Origin of the sequence: Rhodococcus sp. IEGM 1330 (assembly GCF_033142445.1) — a bacterium.
Taxonomy (GTDB): domain Bacteria; phylum Actinomycetota; class Actinomycetes; order Mycobacteriales; family Mycobacteriaceae; genus Rhodococcoides.
This window is the reverse complement of sequence record NZ_JAWLSB010000005.1, coordinates 244,379-264,340: the sequence shown is the minus strand read 5'-3', so window position 1 is coordinate 264,340 and position 19,962 is coordinate 244,379. Positions and strand designations below refer to the sequence as shown.

The 19,962-nt window shown below is 65.1% G+C and carries 19 protein-coding genes and 1 riboswitch; of the genes, 13 read left to right on the top strand and 6 right to left on the bottom strand.

The features are described from left to right. Position 1: 1 nt before the first annotated feature. A complete protein-coding gene (locus R4P57_RS14240; RefSeq protein ID WP_317803473.1) occupies positions 2–427 on the top strand; it encodes an HIT family protein in 426 nt (141 codons plus the stop codon). 6 nt (positions 428–433) lie between these two features. On the opposite strand, the gene R4P57_RS14235 is transcribed toward R4P57_RS14240, so the two are convergent. Then, positions 434–958, bottom strand: a complete 525-nt coding sequence (locus tag R4P57_RS14235; protein WP_317803472.1) for a helix-turn-helix domain-containing protein — start codon at positions 956–958, stop codon at positions 434–436. 74 nt (positions 959–1,032) lie between these two features. Here R4P57_RS14235 and R4P57_RS14230 point away from each other — a divergent pair, with 74 nt between their 5' ends. Beyond that, positions 1,033–2,448, top strand: coding sequence for an MFS transporter (locus tag R4P57_RS14230; protein WP_317803471.1), 1,416 nt, complete (start codon positions 1,033–1,035; stop codon positions 2,446–2,448). Here R4P57_RS14230 and R4P57_RS14225 read toward each other — a convergent pair. After that, complete coding sequence (locus R4P57_RS14225; RefSeq protein WP_317803470.1) at positions 2,431–3,087, bottom strand: response regulator; 657 nt, start codon at positions 3,085–3,087, stop codon at positions 2,431–2,433. The two genes, R4P57_RS14230 and R4P57_RS14225, sit on opposite strands and share 18 nt — an antisense overlap. Further along, entirely contained in the window at positions 3,084–4,748 is a 1,665-nt protein-coding gene (locus R4P57_RS14220) for a sensor histidine kinase (RefSeq protein ID WP_317803469.1), read from the bottom strand. Before R4P57_RS14220 ends, R4P57_RS14225 begins: the two co-directional genes overlap by 4 nt. 168 nt (positions 4,749–4,916) lie before the next feature. Here R4P57_RS14220 and R4P57_RS14215 point away from each other — a divergent pair, with 168 nt between their 5' ends. Genes R4P57_RS14215 through R4P57_RS14205 form a run of 3 tightly spaced genes read left to right on the top strand, consistent with a single transcriptional unit; the run spans position 4,917 to position 7,861 of the window. Beyond that, the gene (locus R4P57_RS14215) at positions 4,917–6,299 is read left to right on the top strand and encodes a CitMHS family transporter (protein WP_317803468.1); all 1,383 of its coding nucleotides are present in this window, start codon (positions 4,917–4,919) and stop codon (positions 6,297–6,299) included. Positions 6,300–6,332: 33 nt separating this feature from the next. Next, positions 6,333–6,743, top strand: a complete 411-nt coding sequence (locus tag R4P57_RS14210; RefSeq protein WP_317803467.1) for a universal stress protein — start codon at positions 6,333–6,335, stop codon at positions 6,741–6,743. Next, on the top strand, positions 6,740–7,861 hold the full coding sequence (locus tag R4P57_RS14205) for an AbrB family transcriptional regulator (RefSeq protein ID WP_317803466.1): 1,122 nt from the start codon (positions 6,740–6,742) through the stop codon (positions 7,859–7,861). Before R4P57_RS14210 ends, R4P57_RS14205 begins: the two co-directional genes overlap by 4 nt. On the opposite strand, the gene R4P57_RS14200 is transcribed toward R4P57_RS14205, so the two are convergent. After that, positions 7,841–9,253 (bottom strand): sensor histidine kinase, encoded by a 1,413-nt coding sequence (locus tag R4P57_RS14200; protein ID WP_411742360.1) that lies wholly within the window; start codon positions 9,251–9,253, stop codon positions 7,841–7,843. The genes R4P57_RS14205 and R4P57_RS14200 overlap by 21 nt on opposite strands. Beyond that, entirely contained in the window at positions 9,250–9,960 is a 711-nt protein-coding gene (locus R4P57_RS14195) for a response regulator transcription factor (RefSeq protein ID WP_317803655.1), read from the bottom strand. Before R4P57_RS14195 ends, R4P57_RS14200 begins: the two co-directional genes overlap by 4 nt. 79 nt (positions 9,961–10,039) lie before the next feature. On the opposite strand from R4P57_RS14195, the gene R4P57_RS14190 reads away from it, so the two are divergent. From R4P57_RS14190 to R4P57_RS14155, 8 genes are all read left to right on the top strand, one after another. Continuing rightward, positions 10,040–11,044, top strand: coding sequence for a permease (locus tag R4P57_RS14190; RefSeq protein WP_411742359.1), 1,005 nt, complete (start codon positions 10,040–10,042; stop codon positions 11,042–11,044). Further along, positions 11,041–11,778, top strand: coding sequence for a TIGR03943 family putative permease subunit (locus tag R4P57_RS14185; RefSeq protein WP_317803464.1), 738 nt, complete (start codon positions 11,041–11,043; stop codon positions 11,776–11,778). The genes R4P57_RS14190 and R4P57_RS14185 overlap by 4 nt, the downstream gene beginning before the upstream one ends. Before the next feature lie 45 nt (positions 11,779–11,823). Next, positions 11,824–11,886, top strand: a riboswitch (guanidine-III (ykkC-III) riboswitch). Positions 11,887–11,898: 12 nt separating this feature from the next. Then, positions 11,899–12,213: a multidrug efflux SMR transporter gene (locus R4P57_RS14180; protein ID WP_317803463.1), complete on the top strand. Its 315-nt coding sequence runs from the start codon at positions 11,899–11,901 to the stop codon at positions 12,211–12,213. A 32-nt stretch (positions 12,214–12,245) separates the two neighbouring features. Next, a complete protein-coding gene (locus R4P57_RS14175) occupies positions 12,246–13,049 on the top strand; it encodes an ABC transporter (protein ID WP_317803462.1) in 804 nt (267 codons plus the stop codon). A 210-nt stretch (positions 13,050–13,259) separates the two neighbouring features. Further along, positions 13,260–14,396, top strand: coding sequence for a multiple monosaccharide ABC transporter substrate-binding protein (gene chvE / locus R4P57_RS14170; protein WP_317803461.1), 1,137 nt, complete (start codon positions 13,260–13,262; stop codon positions 14,394–14,396). Positions 14,397–14,404: 8 nt separating this feature from the next. Continuing rightward, positions 14,405–15,943, top strand: coding sequence for a multiple monosaccharide ABC transporter ATP-binding protein (gene mmsA / locus R4P57_RS14165; protein ID WP_317803460.1), 1,539 nt, complete (start codon positions 14,405–14,407; stop codon positions 15,941–15,943). After that, complete coding sequence (gene mmsB / locus R4P57_RS14160; RefSeq protein ID WP_317803459.1) at positions 15,940–17,271, top strand: multiple monosaccharide ABC transporter permease; 1,332 nt, start codon at positions 15,940–15,942, stop codon at positions 17,269–17,271. Before mmsA ends, mmsB begins: the two co-directional genes overlap by 4 nt. 74 nt (positions 17,272–17,345) lie before the next feature. Beyond that, the gene (locus R4P57_RS14155; RefSeq protein ID WP_317803458.1) at positions 17,346–18,356 is read left to right on the top strand and encodes a LacI family DNA-binding transcriptional regulator; all 1,011 of its coding nucleotides are present in this window, start codon (positions 17,346–17,348) and stop codon (positions 18,354–18,356) included. A gap of 3 nt (positions 18,357–18,359) precedes the next feature. Here the strand turns inward: R4P57_RS14155 and R4P57_RS14150 are convergent, their stop codons facing one another. Further along, complete coding sequence (locus tag R4P57_RS14150; protein WP_317803457.1) at positions 18,360–19,931, bottom strand: helix-turn-helix domain-containing protein; 1,572 nt, start codon at positions 19,929–19,931, stop codon at positions 18,360–18,362. Between the last annotated feature and the right edge of the window lie 31 nt (positions 19,932–19,962).

The window sequence follows — 19,962 nt, the reverse complement described above, 5'->3', positions numbered from 1 at the left end:
CATGGCTTCCATTTTCAGCAAGATCATCGCCGGCGAGATTCCGGGACGTTTCGTCTGGCAGGACGATGACGTGGTTGCATTTCTGACGATCGCGCCGGTCACGCAGGGGCACACGCTGGTGGTGCCGCGCGAGGAGATCGACCAGTGGCAGGACGTCGACGGCGCCGCGTTCGCCAAGATCACGGCCGTCGCGCAGATCATCGGCCAGGCCGTCCGGACTGCATTCGACGCTCCCCGAGCCGGCCTGCTCATCGCCGGACTCGAGGTTCCGCACCTTCATCTGCACGTGTTCCCGGCGTACGACATGGGCAACTTCGACATCTCCGGTGCCGATCCGAATCCTTCCGCGGAGTCCCAGGACGAGGCCGCGGTGAAGCTGCGGACGGCGTTGCGCAATCTCGGACACGAGGCATACGTGCCGAACTGACGGCGCTCAGCGCAGAGGCGTCAACAAGCGTCGACGCGTCCGCAGCTGCATCGACACCTCGTCGGATCGCGTGTCGGGGTCGTACCCGGGCCCGATGTCGGTATCGATGTCGCGGGGCCCGGGTGCCACCCCGCATTCGGGGCAGATGCCGAGTTGCCCGAGGTCGGTTCCACAGTCCGCGTGCAGGAATCGTCGGCGCTTCCCTGCAGGTTTCGCAGTCTGTTCCTCACCCCAGTAGCTCAGGGCGAAGACGGCAGGCCACAGTCGTTCCAAGGCGGCCGTAGGTACGTAGTTCTCGCGTCCGCCCGCGGAGGCGCGAGATCGCCGTTCGAGCAGCCCCGCGTCGACGAGCGCGCCGAGTCGTTGGGCCAGCACGGCTTTGGAGATGTCGAGGTGGACCTGGAAATCGCCGAAGCGTCGGATTCCGAAGAAGCAATCACGCACGATGAGCAAAGTCCATCGCTCACCGACGAGCTCGAGTGCGCGGGCCAGGGAGCAGTCCTGACGGGCGTAGTCGATTCCGAGTGCCATGCCGCGATAGTACAGTCTGTTGACCGAACCGAGTTGGGCGTTTACAGTTCGATCACCAGACCAAAAGGACGAGCATGGCCGACGTTGCACCATCGCCCACCAGCACCACGAACAGCACTCGCGCGCTGAGCATCGCCGCGCTCGGCACCCTGCTGACTCTGATGGCGTTCACCGCACCGCTCGCGACCATCAACAGCACCGCGGCAGACCTGATGTCCGACGCCGCAGGACGCACCTGGATTCTCAGCTCCATGAGCATCGGCCTCGCCGCGGCCCTGCTCACCGCCGGTACCGTCGCCGACGACTTCGGCCGTCGCCGCACGTTCGCACTCGGTGCCGCAGTCCTGGCTGTCGGCGCGATCGCCTGCGCTGTATCGCCGAACACCCTGATCTTCGTGCTGGCGCGCATCCTGCAGGGCCTCGGCGGCGCGGCGGTACTCGCATCGAGCCTTGGCATCATCGCGCATACCCATCCGGCCGGGCCCGTGCGCGCCAAGGCCAGCGGCGTCTGGGGCGCGAGCGTCGGCGCGGGAATCGCCCTCGGCCCGTTACTGGCGGCCGCCCTGGATCGCTGGTCGAGTTGGCGCGAAGCCTACGTCGTTCTCGCACTCGCCACGCTCGCGCTGGCCGTCGCCGCGCACCTACTCGTCGAAGAATCCAGGTCCGACGCCCCGCGAGGCCTCGATCCGATCGGCGCGTTGCTGTTGGCGACGGGTATCGGTGCGCTGCTGGCCGCGTTGGTCGAGGGCAGGCAGGGCTGGATCGCCGTCACCCCGATCATCTTGTTCGTACTGGCCGCACTGTTGCTGGCCGCCTTCGTGATACTCGAATTGCGCAGTGCCGCAGCGATGCTGGATCTCATGCTGTTCAAGCACCCGCCATTTCTCGCCGCAACGGTTGCGGCCCTGGCCACCGGCGGCGGGATCATCGCGTTGATGTCGTACATGCCTGGCTTCGTGGGCACCGCGCTGGGGATCGACGCGCTCGGTGCCGCCCTGCTGCTGTTCGGGTGGTCGGCCACGTCCGTGGTCACCGCCCTGCTCGCCCGCAGGCTGCCCGCGTCGCTGAGTGGCCGAACGCAACTTGCCGTCGGCCTGGTGGGCGTTGCGATCGGCATGCTGATGCTCACGGGGTTGTCCGAGAACGCATCCTGGCCGCGACTGTTGCCAGGACTACTCGTGGCAGGCGTTGCGAGCGGAGTGCTCAACGCCGCGCTCGGCCGTGAGGCCGTGGCCAGCGTGCCGGCCGGACGCGGCGGAATGGGCAGCGGGGCCAACAACACCGCGCGCTACGTCGGATCCGCCATCGGTGTCACCGTCGTCGCTGTGGTCGCCGTTCCGGCCGGGAGTGGAGCCCGCGGAATGACCCAATCGATTAGCGACCACAGCGCGACTGCTCTGACCGAAGGCTGGAACACTGCAGCTTTGGTCACCGCGGCGATTTCCGTGGTCGGAGCCGTGGTCGTGGCGGCCTCACGCTCCCGGCGGTAGCGAGTACTCCTGCTCCGGCCTCCCGGTCGACCCGTAGCGCAGCTGCATGCGTAGTCGACCCTTGGACACCAGGGTTGCCAGATAACGCTGCGCAGTCGCACGTGAAATACCGATGGCCGCAGCAACTTCACCCGCAGACATCGGCTCGGCCGTCGTGCGCACCGCGTCGAGCACCAGATCACGGGTGACGGACTGCGAGGACGGCAACGGTGCCGCCGCGCGCGGACGCAACGCGTCGAGTCCGCTGTCGATGTCGGCCTGGCTCAGCTCGTCCGAACGGTCGAGGGCACCGCGGTACGCAAGGTACCCGGTAAGACGGTCGACCAACGCCGAACGCGGAAACGGCTTGATCAGATACGTCCAGGCACCGGCGGTCATCGCCGCACGAACCGTCTGCTGATCCGCCGCAGCGGAGAGCACCACTGCGTCGCACTCGAGTTCGCGCACCAGGTCGATTCCGGATCCGTCGGGCAGATAGACGTCGACCAGCGCCAGATCGAACGACTGCGTCGACGCCAACTCCCGAGCCTTGCCTATACTCGTCGCCACCGCGGCCACCTCGTAGTTGTCAAGCGAATTCACCAGTGCCGCATGCAGATCCGCGACCCGAAAATCGTCGTCCACGACCAGTACTCTCATTGCGACACCTCGTCGGTCAGTAGTGCATCCGGTATCGACGCGATGAACACTGCGCCTCCTCGGTCGTTCTCTTCGGTGATCTGACCACCGACATCGGCCAGCGTCACGTCGCCGCCGCGGGTGCGCGCGATCTGCCGGCTCAGCGCCAACCCCACTCCTCGGCCGCCCGGCGAGTCCTCCGTCGACTTGGTCGAGACGCCCTCCACGAACACCTGATCGAGTTCCAGATCCACCCCGTCGCCGGAGTCGACGACCACGATGTGCAGGGTCGAACCGTCCTGCACCAGTTCCACTTCCACTTCGGCCGGCCGCCTGACTCCCAGCCTGGCAGCATCGATCGCGTTGTCCACGAGATTGCCCAGCACAGTCGTCACGTCGACGGGAACGGAAACCTCTCCCCCGACCCAGGTGTTCTCGCCCAACACCATTCGGACCCCGCTCTCGCGGGCATGCGCGGCTTTCGCGGTCAGGAACGACCGCAGATAGGCGTCGGACACGGCATCGATACCCTCGACGGTTTCCGATCTCGGCCCCACTCCCAGTATTTCGTCGATGTACTGCGATGCTCGATCGGGGTGGCCCTCGTGCAGCAGTCCGCTGACCAGATGCATTCGGTTCGCGAACTCGTGGCGTTGGGCGCGCAGTACGGCCGACATCGACTGCACCGCGTCGAGCTGACGCGTCAGTGTCTCCACGTCGGTTCGGTCGCGCACGGTCAGCACCGTACCCAGATTACGATTGTCACGCAGCACTTTTCGTGCGGAGGCAATGACGACGACCTCGTCCACGGCGGCGAGCACCGGCTCGGCCGTCGGAGATCGGATTACCTCGAGCAATCTCGGGGTCAGACCGATGTCCTCGATGCGCATTCCCGGTTTGCCGTCGATCGAGAGCAACGTGCGCGCCTCGTCGTTGACGACCGTGACGACTCCGTCGGGATCGATGGCGACGACACCCTCACCGATCCCGTGCAGCACCGCCTCCTGTTCACGGACCAATTCGGCGAGCTCCTCCGGCTCGAGCCCCAGCGTCAGTCGTTTCCACCTGCGCGCCAACAGGGTCGAGCCGGCCAGCCCGAGCAACAGCACGGCGCCGGTCACCAACCCGCCGTTGACCAGATCCTTCACCAGCTCGGTGCGCACGGCCGTGGTCGAGATACCGACGCTCACTTCGCCGATCACCATGTCGGTCGAACCGAGTGCCAGCACAGGCACTTTCGCACGTACGGAGTCGCCGAGCGTGCCGCGCTCCTGTTCGACCACCTCGTTGCCCGCCAACGCACCCGAAGGATCGGTACTCACCCGCTGGCCCAGCACCGTCGGATCGGGGTGCGCCAACCGCAGGCCTCGATCATCGGTGATGACGACGAACAGGGCGTCGGTGCGAGTGCGGGCACCCTCGGCCGCGCGCTGCAACGCCCCACCCGCCAACACTCCTGCGGGCGCGGCATCGGTGCCTGCGGTGTCGACTGCCGAGAACTGCTCGACGAGCGAGCGCACCTCGGGGTCCGACGCCACCGTCCGGGCGACCGCGAGTGCACGCTCGCCGTACTCCTCGCTCGCCTGCCTGCCACTGCTGATCGCGAACACCCCGAACGCCACTGCCAGGGCCACCGCCACCAGCGCTGCCTGCAACAACAGCACCTGGGTCCTCAATCGCACCCACCCAGGCTATGCGCCGGGCGGGCTCGAGCACAATGCGCAAAAGGCTCTTTACGTTGCTTGCGCGGGTAGTGCGCACAACGGCGACCATGTGACGCCGGTTACGTAACTTCAGTCACAGACGCAGTCCAACCGGACCCACCTCACACATTCGAGAAGGAGTGCACGATGTTGGTGATACTCGGCTTCCTCATGGTAGCCGCCTTCATGTTCTTGATCCTGACCAAGAGAGCCACGCCCGTCGTCGCACTCACCCTCGTACCCGTCATCTTCGGTTTGCTGGCCGGCGCGGGGCTCGGCATCGGTGACATGATCACCGACGGCATCAAGTCGCTTGCCCCCACCGCGGCGCTGCTGTTCTTCGCCATCATCTTCTTCGGAATCATGATCGACGTCGGACTGTTCGACCCACTGGTACGCGGTATTCTGCGCCTGGTGCGCAACGACCCGATGAAACTCGTTGTCGGAACTGCCATTCTGGCCATGGTCGTCTCGCTCGACGGTGACGGCTCCACCACGTTCATCATCGTCACGTCCGCACTGCTGCCGCTCTATCTCAAACTCGGTGTCAGCCCGGTGATTCTGACGGTCGTCGCCGGTCTCGCCAACGGCACGATGAACATCATTCCGTGGGGCGGCCCGACGGTTCGCGCTGCTTCCGCTCTCGGCATCTCCCCGTCCGACGTCTTCGTTCCGATGGTTCCCTCGATGATCGTCGGCCTGATCATCGTGCTGCTCTTCGCCGTTCACCTGGGCATCATGGAACGCCGACGCATCGGCAAGCTGATCTACGAACCCGAACTGGTGGCCTCCGGTGGCGGCGGCAGTATCCGTAAGGGCGGCAAGGCAACCGGCGGAGCAAGCACCGGCGGATCGGGCGACGGCGAATCCGGCCAGTTCTTCGACGGCCTCGACCCCAATCGCGACACACTGCGCCCCAAGCTGCTGTGGTTCAACGCTGCGCTGACGGTCGTCCTCCTCGTCATCCTCGTCATGGACATCCTGCCCATCCCGGTGCTGTTCATGATCGCCGCCTCCATTGCCTTGACGGTCAACTTCCCCAAGGTCAAGGAGCAGGGCGACGCGATCGCACGGCACTCGTCCTCCATCGTCTCGGTGGTCGCCATGGTGCTCGCCGCGGCAATCCTCACCGGCGTCTTCCAGGGCACCGGCATGGTCGAGGCCATGGCCGAGTGGCTGCTCAACGTCATCCCGTCCGGCATGGGCCCGTACCTGGCCGTCATCACCGGCATCCTGAGCATCCCGCTGACGTTCTTCATGACCAACGACGCCTTCTACTTCGGTATCCTCCCGGTGTTGACCGAAACGGCGAGCAAGTACGGCATCGACCCGGTCGAGATGGCCCGTGCCTCGATCACCGGTCAGCCCGTCCACCTCCAGAGCCCGCTGGTTCCGGCCATCCTGCTGCTCGTCACCCTCGCCGGAGTGTCGCTGGCCGATCACCACAAGAAGGTCCTGTGGCGAGCGGTGGTCGTCTCCCTCGCGATGCTGGCCGTCGGCATCGTCCTCGGCCAGATCCCGTTCGGCTGATCCCCCACCCCACCTCGCGTAGGAGAAACCGTCATGACCGTTGGCGTACTGCACAACAATTCACCCGAGGGCCGCGCAGCACTGGCGGCCGCCGTTCGAGAAGCACGCATCCGAGAGACGGACCTCGTCGTCCTGCATGCGCTGTCGGGATCGGCCGAACCGTCCGCTGAGGCGGCCGAGACGCAGGCAGTGTCCACTTCGGTGGAGACCGCCCTGGCCGACATCGACCACGCCGACGCCGTCACCTGGACCGTGGCGGTGGGCAGGCCCGATCCCGACGCCGTCAACACGCTGCTGGCACTGGTCGAGGAGCAGAAGTCCGAGATCCTCGTCGTCGGGTCGCGCCACCGTTCGGCCGTCGGCAAATTCCTGATGGGACAGACGATTCAGCGTCTGCTGCTCGAGATCCCGGTCCCGGTTCTCCTCGTCAAGTCCGGAGTGTGAGTGTCTCCGACCGGGTGACAACAGTGTTGAGGCACAGCCTCCGATGGATCGGCCTCGCAGCCGTATCCGTCGGGGGCTGGGCCCTTTTCGCGGCGCTGGGGCTCACGGCACCGTCACTGTTCGCGGCTCTCGTCGTCGCCGTGATCTTCGCGCTCACCGGCCTCGGACCCGCGGCCGTCCCCCGTCCGATGTCGATGGCGGCGCAGGGGACCCTGGCGGTCACGATCGGGCTGATGCTCGACACCGAGACACTCGGTGCATTGGGCGAGAACTGGATCCCCGCCGTTCTCGTCGGCGCGGGGACGCTGATCGTCAGCGCCGGCTGTGGCGCTCTGCTGGCTCTGCATCGCGATGTCGACCCGGTCACCGGAGCTTTGTCTCTGATCGCCGGCGGCGCAACGGGTCTGGTGTCCATCGCCCGGGAGCTCGGCGGCGACGAGCGAATCGTTGCCGTGGTCCAGTATCTCCGCGTCGCACTCGTGGTGGTCACGATGCCGCTGATCGTCACTTTCGCCTTCCACACCGACACCGGCAGTGGGGCTGGGTCGACCGAGCAGCCCACAACGCCCTGGTATCTCGGTACGGCGTTTCTGCTCGGAGCCGTCGTCGTCGGAATCGTGCTCGCGCGTCTGATCAGACTCCCGGCACCGGCGACGCTCGGACCGCTGATCGTGGCGGGCGCGTGCGAACTGCTCGGCTGGCCGGTCGACATCTCGGTGCCCACGGTCCTGCTGCCGATCGCGTTCATCGTGATCGGATGGCAAGCTGGCCTTGCCTTCACCGTGAAGAGTCTGCGCGCCATCGGTCGTATCTTTCCGTGGGCGGCGCTGTTGGTTCTCTCGATCGGCCTGGTGTGTGCGCTGTTCGGTTGGGCGCTCTCCGCCATCACCGGGGTGAGCATGCTGACCGGCTACCTCGCCACCACACCCGGCGGGTTGGCCGCCGTGCTCGCGGTGTCTGCGACGACCGGATCGGACGTCACCTTCGTGGCCTGCGTGCAGGTGATTCGACTGGTGTCGATGCTCGTCGCCGCGCCGCTCGCCGCAGCCGCGTACACGAAGCTGGCCGAACGCACGAAAGCCAGGACGGCGAGCGAATCAACCGTCGGCGCGGGGTAATTCGACCCGGAAGGTCGCACCATGCCCCGGGACGCTCTGCACGCGCACCGTGCCGCGGTGAGCAGCCACCAGCGCCGCGACGATCGACAAGCCGAGCCCGCTGCCGCCGCTCTCCCTGGTCCGCGAGGAATCGGCTCGATAGAAGCGCTCGAAGACGTGCGCAGCCTCCTCCTCTCGCAAACCCGGTCCGGTGTCCTGCACCTCGAGCAGCACCGAAGACTGGGTGGTCCCGACACACACGGTGATCGACGCGGATTCGGGCGTGTGCCGAACCGCGTTTCCGACGAGGTTCGCGAGTACCTGCCGCAGCCGGGCATCGTCACCGACCACTTCGGGAATCCCCGGTCCTGCCAACACCTTCAGTGAGATGTCTCGCTGGGGCGAGACCGCCTTCGCGTCGTGCACGGCATCGGCGGCGATGGTGAGTAGATCGACTCGGCGTACTTCGAGAGGCCGCTGGGCATCGAGGCGCGCGAGCATCAGCAGGTCTTCGACGAGCAGGCCCATGCGCGCCGACTCGCCTTCGATACGCGTCATCAGCAAGGAGATATCGCTCATCGCGCCCTGTCGGTACAGCTCGGCGAACCCGCGAATCGTCGTCAACGGTGTTCGCAGTTCGTGGCTGGCATCGGCGACGAAGCGGCGCATCCGATCCTCGGACGCGCGCGCCGCCTCCTCCGAAGCCGCGGTTGCCGCGAAGGCCCGCTGAATCTGCGAGAGCATCCCGTTCAGAGCAGCCGACAACCTGCCCACCTCGGTCTTCTCACTCCATTCGGGGACCCGGCGATGCAGGTCCCCGGCAGCGATGGCCGCGGCAGTCGTCTCCACCTCACGCAACGGTCGCAGACTGCGCCGCACCACGAAGTAGGCGATCACGGCGAGGGCCAGCAACACCGCCGCGCCGATGTAGAACTGGAGCACCACAAGCCTGCTGACGGTCTGCTGGTTGGCGCTGAGCGACATTCCCACGGTGGTGGAGCCTTGGTTGTTGGTCACCGTGATCACCCGCCATTCCTTCGACGGGTCGCCCTCGGAACCGACGGTCTTCGGGACTGCCGACGGCGTGCCCGACAGATCCGGAACATCCTCTGCCACATCGTTGATCGGGCCACGGACAGTACCGTCGTTGGCCACCGAGCGAACGAAGAAGTTGGACGGCGGACGACCGGGGTTCGGCTCGTCCACAGGCGGGAGGGGGCGGGCGTCGGGTTGCGCCCACCCACGGGATGCCTCGATCAGTTGACTGTCCAGGCGACGCATCAGCGAGGTCTCGAGCGAGGAGGTCACTGCAACCCCTGACGCCAGCAGACCGAGCCCGACCAGGAGCAGCAGCGCTGCCACCAAGGTGAAACGCAGCGGCAGACTCCGAATCCGAGCTCGAACGCCCGTCACCGTGGCTGGCGCATGACGTAGCCGACTCCCCGCAGCGTGTGGATCAACCGGGTATCGCCCGTGTCGACCTTGCGACGCAGATACGACACGTACGACTCCACCACTCCCACCTCACCGCCGAAGTCGTAGTGCCACACGTGATCGAGAATGCGCGGCTTGCTCAACACGGTGCCCGCATTGACCATGAAGTACCGCAGCAACGTGAATTCGGTGGGCGAGAGCGAGACCGGCTCGCCCGCCTTCCACACCTCGTGAGTGTCGTCGTCGAGTTCGATGTCTGCGAACGCAACTCGTGACGGCTGCATGTCCTCGCTCTTGCCCGATCGGCGCAGGATGACCCTGAGCCGGGCCACCACCTCTTCGAGCGAGAACGGCTTGGTGACGTAGTCATCCGCACCGAGGGTCAGGCCGGTCACCTTGTCCTCCACCGAATCGCGAGCGGTCAGGAACAGCGCCGGCGCATCGATTCCGTCGGCGCGAAGCCGACGCAACAGTCCGAAGCCGTCCATGCCCGGCATCATCACGTCGAGTATCAAAGCCTCGGGCCTGAAGTTTCGAGCCTTGTCCAGCGCCTCGGGACCCGACGACGCCGTCGCCACCTCGAATCCTTGGAATCTGAGACTGACCGACAACAGCTCGACAATGGTCGGTTCGTCGTCGACTATCAGGACTCGGGCCTCGGGTGTCTCGCTCACGGTGACCATCATCGCGCGAGTGGCTGTCTGTCCGCTGCACTCTCGCTGTGAAGTTGCTGTGAGCCACCCCCACAGGGGCATGATGGCAGCGATGCTCGACGCGAAGACGGACGGCCGAATCAGGACGCGGCCTCCGGTGTCATCCATGCACGTATTCGCAACTCTGCTCGTGTCGGGCATCGTCTTCGGTGCCGACGTCGCCCGGTGGGTCGCCTCGTCCCCCGCGCTGGAGACCGGAGCGACGGTGTTCACCGGGATCTTCGTGCAGGCCACACCCTTCCTGGTGCTCGGTGTGCTGGTCAGCGGAGGCATCGCCGCGTTCGTCTCGCCCGGTGTACTGCAGAAGGTGGTGCCGAAGAACGCCGCCGCTGCTGTGGGAGTGAGCGGTCTCGCGGGAATGGCGTTGCCCGGTTGTGAGTGCGGTGCCGTTCCCGTCTCGCGGCGGCTGATGGATCAGGGCGTTCCGACGTCTGCAGCGCTGGCGTTTCTGCTGTCTGCACCGGCGATCAACCCCGTCGTCCTGGTCTCCACCGCAGTGGCCTTTCCCGGGGAACCGGCGATGGTTTTCGCGCGGTTCTTCGGATCGCTCGCCACCGCCCTGGTGATGGGATGGCTGTGGACCAAGTTCGGCAAGGCCGAGTGGATCACCGCTCGACTCGCTGATCGCGAGCACCGCCACGGAACCTCCACGTGGGAGACGTTCCGTGAGTCGGCGCGTGCGGACCTGCTCCAGGCCGGTTCCTTCCTCGTGTTCGGTGCCGCGGCCGCCGCACTGCTGCACCTGGTGGTTCCGGACTGGGTGTTCACTCATCTCGCCGGGCAGTTGCTGCTGTCGATCCTGGTGATGGCCGTCCTCGCAGTGATCCTGGCTCTGTGTTCGGAGGCCGATGCGTTCGTCGCCGCGAGCATGTCGATGCTGCCGCTGCTGCCACGGTTGGTCTTCCTGGTGGTCGGACCTGCCGTCGATGTGAAGCTGATGGCGATGCAGGCGGGCAGTTTCGGACGCGGGTTCGTCGCACGCTTCGCTCCCCTGACGTTCATCGTCGCAATTGTGTGCGCCTCGGTGAGCGGCTATGTGTTCCTGGGTGCGCGATGAAGCGCGAGGTGCAGAATCTACTGCTACTGATCCTCGGCGGAGCGATGGTCAAGATCTCGTGGGACGGCAGCTTTGTGCGATACGTCAAACCGTCGCTGCATCCGTATCTGCTGACCGCCGGGATGTTGATCGTCGCCCTGGCGATCGCGTCGATCGTTGCCGACATCCGCCGTGGTGGGCCCGGTGACGACGGACACGATCATGATTCGCGTCCGTACTGGCTGCTTGTGGTCCCGCTCGCGGTCATTCTGTTCGTCGCACCGCCCGCGCTGGGAGTCTCGGCAGTCGGCGATCGATCCGTCATCTCGTCGGCCGATCGTCAGAGGACAGCGTTTCCACCCCTGCCGGACGAGCCCGCGCCCGAGGTTCCGCTGCTCGATGTCGTACAACGCGCGGTCAGAGACACCGAAGGCAGCCTCGACGAACGGGAGATTCGCGTCACCGGATTCGCCGTCGCCACCGCGAACGGAGGCTCGCCGCGCGCCGACGGCACGAGAGAAGGCCTCGACCTCGCCCGCATTCTCATCATCTGTTGCGCGGCCGACGCCAGGTCCGTTCGCATCCACCTCGACGCAGGTAGCGCAGCTCTCGACGACATTCCGGACGGCACCTGGCTACAGATCTCGGGAACCGTGGACGCTGCCACGGCGACGGAGGACACCGCATTCACACCCACGATGACCGTGTCGACGGTCGAGCGAATCGAGGCACCGGCGAACACATACGAGTACTGAATCCTCTGAACCCGTGGCCACCGTCCAGCAAAATTGGTACGATCGTACAAGTCACTTCCGACAATCGGACGAGCGCACCGTACCCGAACAGCGACAAGACGGTGCAAGGAGTGATTTCTCATGGCTTGGCTCATTCTCGTCGTCTCCGGCGTCCTCGAAGCGATCTGGGCGACAGCGCTCGGTAAGTCCGAGGGCTTCACCAAACTCGGACCGTCCGTCGTCTTCGGCGTCGCGGTGGTGCTCAGCATGATCGGACTCGCGATCGCGATGCGATCGTTGCCCACCGGCACCGCCTACGCCGTCTGGGTGGGAATCGGTGCCACCCTCACCGTCACGTACGCCATGATCACCGGTGCCGAAACCGCCTCGCTGCTCAAGGTTGCGCTTCTGGTCGGCATCGTCGGATGCGTCGTGGGACTGAAGGTTCTTCACTGATTTTCCGAGCTACGAGCAGTTACAGTAAAACGATGAACTGGGTGTCAGCGATCACACTGCCCGCGCGCGCCGGAATTGCCATCGCCGAGCAGGCGATCGGCGTCGCGGAGGTCGCGCTGGCGACCACCAGGATGGCCTTGGCCACCGGTGCGTCCGGCACCGCAGGAGTGGCCTCGCTCGCCAACCCGCGCGGCGGCACGATGCAACTGCTCGCCCAGCTCGGCCAACTCACCTCCGACGACCGCGCCCTGGGTAATGCACTCAAGGAAGGCGGGCCGCTCGATCGCCTTCTCGCCCAGGGTGGCGTCGTCGATCGCCTCACGTCCGAGGACGGCACCCTCGAACGCCTGCTGTCCCCGGGCGGGCCGGTCGAGCGAATCCTGGCACCCGGCGGACCCTTGGACCGACTGCTCGCCGAGGACGGACCGCTCGAACGACTGCTCGCCGAGGGCGGTCTGCTGGACCGCATCACCGCCACCAACGGACCTCTCGAACGACTGACGGCCAAGGATGGCCCGCTCGAGGTGCTCACGCGTGAGGACGGCCTGATCGAACGCGCCATCGCCGAGGAGGGCATCCTCGAGACGCTGCTCGCCGAGGACGGAGCCATCGAAAGGTTGACGGCCAAGGGCGGTCCGCTCGATCAGTTGGTCAAACTCTCGGAGACGCTGACATCGGTGGCCCCGAACATCGAGCGGATGAGTATCTCGATCGACATCCTGCAGGATTCCGTGGAGATCCTCTCGGCCGCGGTTCACCCGCTGGGAGAGCTGGTCGGACGACTCCCGAGTCGCTGGCTCAAGAGCGGCAAGCAGTCGGTTCACGAGCTGCACTGACGCCCCCGGCCGATCCTCGAAGATCTCTGACTCCCGGGGTCTCGGCGTCGACTTTTTGTTAGCGCTCACACTGGTAAGCGGGGTTGCGGAAAATATTCTTTGACATTGCCGATGTTATCGCTCACACTTTCGTCTTGATGTGATGTGAGGCACACACGAGGCCTCCACCCACCACTTTCGAGATCTGATTTCACCGAGCAGGGAGAAACGATGAAGTTTCGACATCTACCCATGGCCGCGGCCGCGGTGGCACTGGCCATCACGATCACCGCATGCGGATCGAGCACCAAGACTGCAGACGTCGAGCCGGCCGACGCAGGGAGCACGGCAGGCGCGCTGATCGGCGTGACGATGCCGACGAAGTCCTCGGCTCGATGGATCGCCGACGGCGACAACCTCAAGAGCGCGCTCGAGGGCCAGGGCTACAAAGTCGATCTTCAGTACGCCGAGAACGACATTCCCACCCAGGTCAACCAGATCGAGAACCAGATCACCCAGGGCGCAAAGCTTCTCATCGTGGCCTCGGTGGACGGCACGGCCATCACCACGCAGTTGCAGGAAGCCAAGGACAACGGCATCGGCGTCATCGCGTACGACCGCCTCATTCGCAACTCCCCCAACGTCGACTACTACGCGACGTTCGACAACTACAAGGTCGGCGTCGACCAGGCCACGTCGCTTCTCGTCGGTCTCGGCCTGAAGAACGAGGACGGCTCCGACAAGGCCGACGCGCCTGCAGGCCCGCTGAACATCGAGGTCTTCGGCGGTTCCCCCGACGACAACAACGCCACGTTCTTCTTCGACGGTGCCATGGAAACCCTGAAGCCGTACCTGGACGACGGAACCCTGAAGATCGGCAGTGGCGAGTCCGATTTCGAGACCGCCGCAACACTGCGCTGGGACCCGGCCACCGCGCAGAAGCGCATGGAGGATCTGCTCACCAAGACGTACTCCTCGGGCCAGAAGGTTCAGGGCGTGCTCTCGCCGTACGACGGCCTGTCGATCGGAATCCTCTCCGCTCTCAAGAGCAACGGCTACGGGACGGCCGGTCAGCCGTACCCCATCGTCACCGGTCAGGACGCCGAAGTGCCGTCGGTGAAGTCCATCATCGCCGATGAGCAGTACTCCACGATCTACAAGGACACCCGGGAATTGGCCGCGGTCACGATCGCGATGGCTCAGGCCATGCTCGACGGTCAGACGCCGGAGACGAACAACACGACGGACTACGACAACGGCGAGAAGGTCGTTCCCGCGTACCTGCTGCAGCCCGAGATCGTCAACAAGGGCAACTACGAGCAGCTGCTGGTCGAGGGCGGCTACTACACCGACGATCAATTGAAGTGAGTTCTGCGATGACGAGCCAGATTCTGGAGATGCACGGCATCACCAAGACGTTTCCGGGCGTGAAGGCTCTCCAGAACGTCACGCTCACGGTGGAGCGCGGCGAGATTCACGCGATCTGCGGTGAGAACGGCGCGGGAAAGTCGACTCTCATGAAGGTGCTGTCGGGTGTGTATCCGCACGGAACCTTCGACGGCGAGATCGTGTTCGACGGTCAGCCGTGTGCGTTCTCCGATATCAGGAGTAGCGAATCCAAGGGCATCGTCATCATTCACCAGGAACTCGCGCTGAGTCCGCATCTGTCCATCGCCGAGAACATCTTTCTCGGCAACGAGCGGTCCAGGCACGGGTTCATCGACTGGAACCGCACCAACTCCGAGGCCGCAGCCCTACTGAACCGGGTAGGGCTGCGGGAGAACCCGGTCTCCGTCGTGGGCGATCTCGGCGTCGGCAAGCAGCAACTCGTCGAGATCGCGAAGGCACTGTCGAAAGACGTGACGCTGCTGATCCTCGACGAACCGACTGCGGCACTGAACGATTCGGACTCGTCTCATCTCCTCGACCTGCTACGCGGTCTGCGAGACGAGGGAATCACGTGCGTGATCATCTCGCACAAGCTCAACGAGATCGCGGCCATCGCAGACCGGACGACGATCATTCGCGACGGCCGAACCATCGAAACGTTGGACATGCGCAACTCGGAGGTCACCGAGGATCGCATCATCTCGCTGATGGTCGGCCGCGATCTCGAGCACCGGTTCCCGCCCCACGAATCCACTGTGGGAGAGGAAGTTCTGCGCATCGAGAACTGGACCGTGCACAGCCCCACCCAGCACGGCCGGACCGTCGTCGACGGGGCGAATCTGACGCTGCGCCGCGGTGAGATCGTCGGCCTGGCAGGGTTGATGGGTGCCGGACGAACCGAGTTGGCCATGAGTGTCTTCGGACGCAGTTACGGCATCGACATCTCGGGGCGTCTGTACAAGTACGGCAGGGAAATTCACGTCAAGTCCGTCAGCGACGCCATCCATCACGGGATCGCGTATGCGACCGAGGACCGAAAGCGCTACGGTCTCAACCTGATCGACGACATCAAGCGCAACATCTCCACTGCGGCGCTCGACAAACTGGTGACCGGCGGCTTCGTCGACGACAACCAGGAATACAAGGTCGCCGAAGGCTTCCGCAAGAGCATGAACATCAAGGCACCGAACGTCTCCGCCGTGGTCGGCAAGCTCTCCGGCGGCAATCAGCAGAAAGTCGTGCTGAGCAAGTGGATCTTCAGTGATCCCGATGTGCTCATTCTCGACGAACCGACACGAGGAATCGACGTCGGCGCAAAGTTCGAAATCTATTCGATCATCAACGGTCTCGCCGACGCGGGCAAGGCAGTTCTGGTGATCTCCTCCGAGCTACCGGAACTGCTCGGGCTGTGCGACCGGATCTACGCGCTGTCCGCAGGCCGGATCACCGGTGAGGTGACCCGCGAGGACGCGACACAGGAATCCCTCATGCACCTCATGACCCGTGGAACAGGAGTACTTCGATGAATCAGCTCATCACCGTCCGGGGGCTGCTCACGCGAAACCTCCGCCAGAGCGGGATCTTCATCGCGTTCGCGTTGATCATCCTGCTGTTCACCGTTCTCACCGGCGGTCAACTCCTGGTCCCGCAGAACATCAGCAACATGGTGGTGCAGAACTCGTACATTCTCATCCTGGCCATCGGCATGGTCGTGATCATCATCGCGGGCCACATCGACCTGTCCGTCGGATCGGTCGTCGCGGCAACCGGAGCGATCTCCGGTGTCCTCATGGTCCAGCAGAACGTGCCGTGGCCGCTCGCAGTGCTCATCACGCTGATCATCGGCGGTCTGATCGGAGCCTGGCAGGGTTATTGGGTTGCGTACTTCGGCATTCCGGCGTTCATCGTGACCCTGGCAGGCATGCTCATCTTCCGCGCAGTCACCCTCATCGTTCTCGGTAACCAGGGCATCGGACCGTTCCCCGGACCCGTACGAACCCTCGCGAACGGCTTCCTCCCCGGCTTCATGGGAAATGTGGGGCTCGGGCCGCTCGGTGGTGCGGACATCTTCACCTTGCTCGTCGCCGTTCTTGCCGTTGCCGGAATCATTTTCAGCCAGTGGCGTTCTCGGACAGGACGGCAGAAGTACGGGCAGACCGTCGACGCGGTGCCACTGTTTCTGACCAAGATGATTCTGGCCGGCGGACTGGTTCTCGCCATCGCCGTCCAGCTGGCGCGCTTCAAGAACCTGCCGTACGTGCTGATCCTTCTCGCCGTACTGGTGATGGGCTATTCCACGCTGGCAGGCCGGACGGTGTTCGGTCGGCACGTGTACGCCATCGGTGGAAACATCCACGCTGCGTCGCTGTCCGGCATCAAGGTCAAGCCGGTCACCTTCTGGATCTTCGTGAACATGGGCGTGCTGTCCGCACTCGCCGGAATCATCTTCGCCGGCCGCCTCAATCAGGCCGGACCCACCGCGGGAAACGGCTTCGAGCTCGATGCGATCGCAGCGGCCTTCATCGGCGGCGCAGCGGTGCAGGGCGGCGTAGGCCGTATCGTCGGCGCGCTCACCGGTGGGCTCATCATCGCCGTGATCAACAGCGGGATGTCGCTCATCGGTTCGCCCAGCGAACGCGTTCAGCTGGTCAAGGGCCTGGTACTCCTCGCCGCGGTGGCGTTCGACATCTGGACCAAGCGCCGAGCAGCAAGCGGTAAGGGCAACAAGGGCGACGAAGCCGCGCCTCCGAGCAGCTATCTGGGGGTGCCCGTGCCGGCCGAGATGTTCTCCGGTGCCGAGCCCGGCAAGCCTGCGCCCACCACGACCGGTTCGGCGGTGACCACACCCACGTAAACCACACAGTCGCGGGCACCGCAGGCCCGGGCATGCTGTGATTGTCTCCGACCAGGAAGGGAGGCTCGGACAAGATGACACCGACTCGCGGACCCGCCATGACCGATGTCGCCCGGCTCGCAGGCGTGTCCCATCAGACCGTCTCCCGCGTCATCAACGATCATCCCAACGTGACCGAAGCGACGAGAAGCAAAGTGGCTCGAGCGATCTCGGAACTCGGTTACCGGCCGAACACTGCTGCTCGCGCTCTGGTCACCGGCCGCAGCAAGACCATCGGAATCGTGGGAACCGGAAACGCTCTCTACGGTCCGGTGTCGACGCTCTACAGCGTCGAATACGCAGCCCGTCACGCCGGCTACTCCGTGGTGGTCGGTGTCCCCACCTCGTTCGACGAGTCGGCCATCATCACCTGTGTGCGCCGGTTGCAGAAGCAAGGTGTCGACGGCGTCGTCGTCATCGCGCCACTGCGAACCGACGGCGGCGACATCGCCGATCTGGCCGGGGAGCTGCCACTGGTCGCCGTCGAGGGTTCGCCTGCCGGTGATCTGGCCGTGGTCTCGGTGGACCAGATCGCCGGAGCCAGGGCCGCAACCGCACACTTGCTCTCGCTCGGACACAGCGCGGTGTGGCACGTTGCCGGCCCGCTGGGGTGGTACGAGGCCGGCGACCGCGTCACCGGATGGCGGATGGCCCATGAGGATGCCGGCATAGAACCACCCGCCACTCTCAGCGGCGACTGGACCGCGAAATCGGGATTCCGGGCCGGCAGTGAACTGGCCGGGAACGCCGACGTGACCGCAGTGTTCGCAGGCAACGACTCCATGGCACTCGGGGTGCTACGCGCACTGGACGTCCACGGCAGGCGAGTACCGGAGGACGTCAGCGTGGTCGGCTTCGACGATGTTCCCGACGCGGAATTCTTCTCGCCGCCCCTGACCACCATCCGCCAGGAATTCACCGACGTCGGCGTACGAAGCGTCGAAATTCTGCTCGACCAGATCGACACCGGAAACCGAAGCACCAGGCGTTCGAGCATCGAACCGAGCCTGGTGATCAGGTCCAGCACCGGTCCGCCGCGCACCTGACCCTCACATGCGCAGTTGGATCTCGACGAGGAGACGTGCGTCGGACTCGGTGAGATCGAGATCGAGAATCTGCTCGACGCGGCGAATGCGGTAGCGCAGGGTGTTCGGGTGAATGTGCAGTCGCCCGGCGGCAGCCCGAACGTCACCGAAGCACGCCAGGTAGGACTCGAGACTCTCGCGCATTCTGGAGTCGTTGGTGGCGTCGTATCGGTCGAGGGCGGCGATGCGAGGGTCTCGCAGCTGCTCGTGATTGGTGATCAGTTCCAGGATTTCGCCCAGCAACACCGAGGTTCTCGACTCCTCGAGCGTCGTGACCCGCACCTCGCCGGTGGTGCCGTCGAGCACCCGGTCCACCTCGAATCTGGCGACGGCCACCCCGTCGAGATCGGCAATCGGTGCGGCGACCGCGGCGCGCAGTGCCAGCGAGGTACGCGTCTCGATCCGCCCGACGGCATCGGCGGTCCACGCCGCGATCCCCGTGCCCGACGCCACCCCGGGAAAGAGCGCGTAGATTCTCTCACCGATGGTGGTGACCAACGAGTCTCGCCGAAAAGCGCTGGCATGCAGTCGGATGGACGGTGCCAATGCACTGATCTCGAATTCTCCGCAGGCCGCGAATCCGACGACCGCCGCGGATCCCGAGGTGGGTATCGACAGCGCCGACGCCAGCGACGGGACGTCGACACCGCCGCCCCTGGCCCCGAGCAGTCGCTGAATCTGCAGAGCTTCGTTGGTCGGGGCGTTCGCGATGCGGGTGATCAGTCGGGCCGCGACGGCCGAGGCACCACGCAGTACCGCGTCGGCGTCGGCGGCGAGCGGGGCGGAACCCTCCTGCACCCAGATCGTCCCGAGAGTCGTTGCGCTGCCTGATATTCGGCGTATACCGACGGCGAGCCGTCGGCGAATTCCCAGTTCGGTATCGGCCGGTACGTCGATCACGTCGTCGGTGCGGCGGAGTCGATCGAACACGCCTCGCTCGTGCAGTCTGCGCAGGTAGTCGGCCGGCCCTTCGCGTCCGAGGATCGATAGGGTCCGCAGTTCGTCGGCCGCGTCGTCGGATGCCGAGTAGGCCAACACATGTGAGCGCTCGTCCTCGATGCTCACCATGCCCTTCGTCAGCAACGCCACCGTCTGCGCGAGTTCGTAGAGGTCGGTGTCGGCTCCGAACAATCCGTCGTCGGGGCTCTGGGCACGGACCTGGTCGAGAACTCCGCGCATCATCGACAGCAACAGCTCCCACCGTGTCTGCTGGTGCACCGCGACCAATGCGATACCTGTCTCCCGCGCACCGTGGGACAGCGCCGTCGAAGCGGCCACTTTGGTCAGCACCGCGAGCGGTCGGTCTGCGGCCGGGCGCAACGCGAGATCGTCGAACCACCGCACCACATCAGCCTCGGTCACGCCCACGAGCAGTGTCAGATCGGAGGATGTTCCCGGAGGCAGCCGCAGGTCGTCGGCATCGAGCAGCGCGACGGACTCGACGGCCATGTCCGTTCCGGCCGGCGCGAGGACGAGTTCGACGACGGCGCTGTGCAGCGAGGTCAGCATCGAACGCAGCGACACTGTGTTGGCCATACGGACAAGTAAAACACGGAATCTTTGGCCG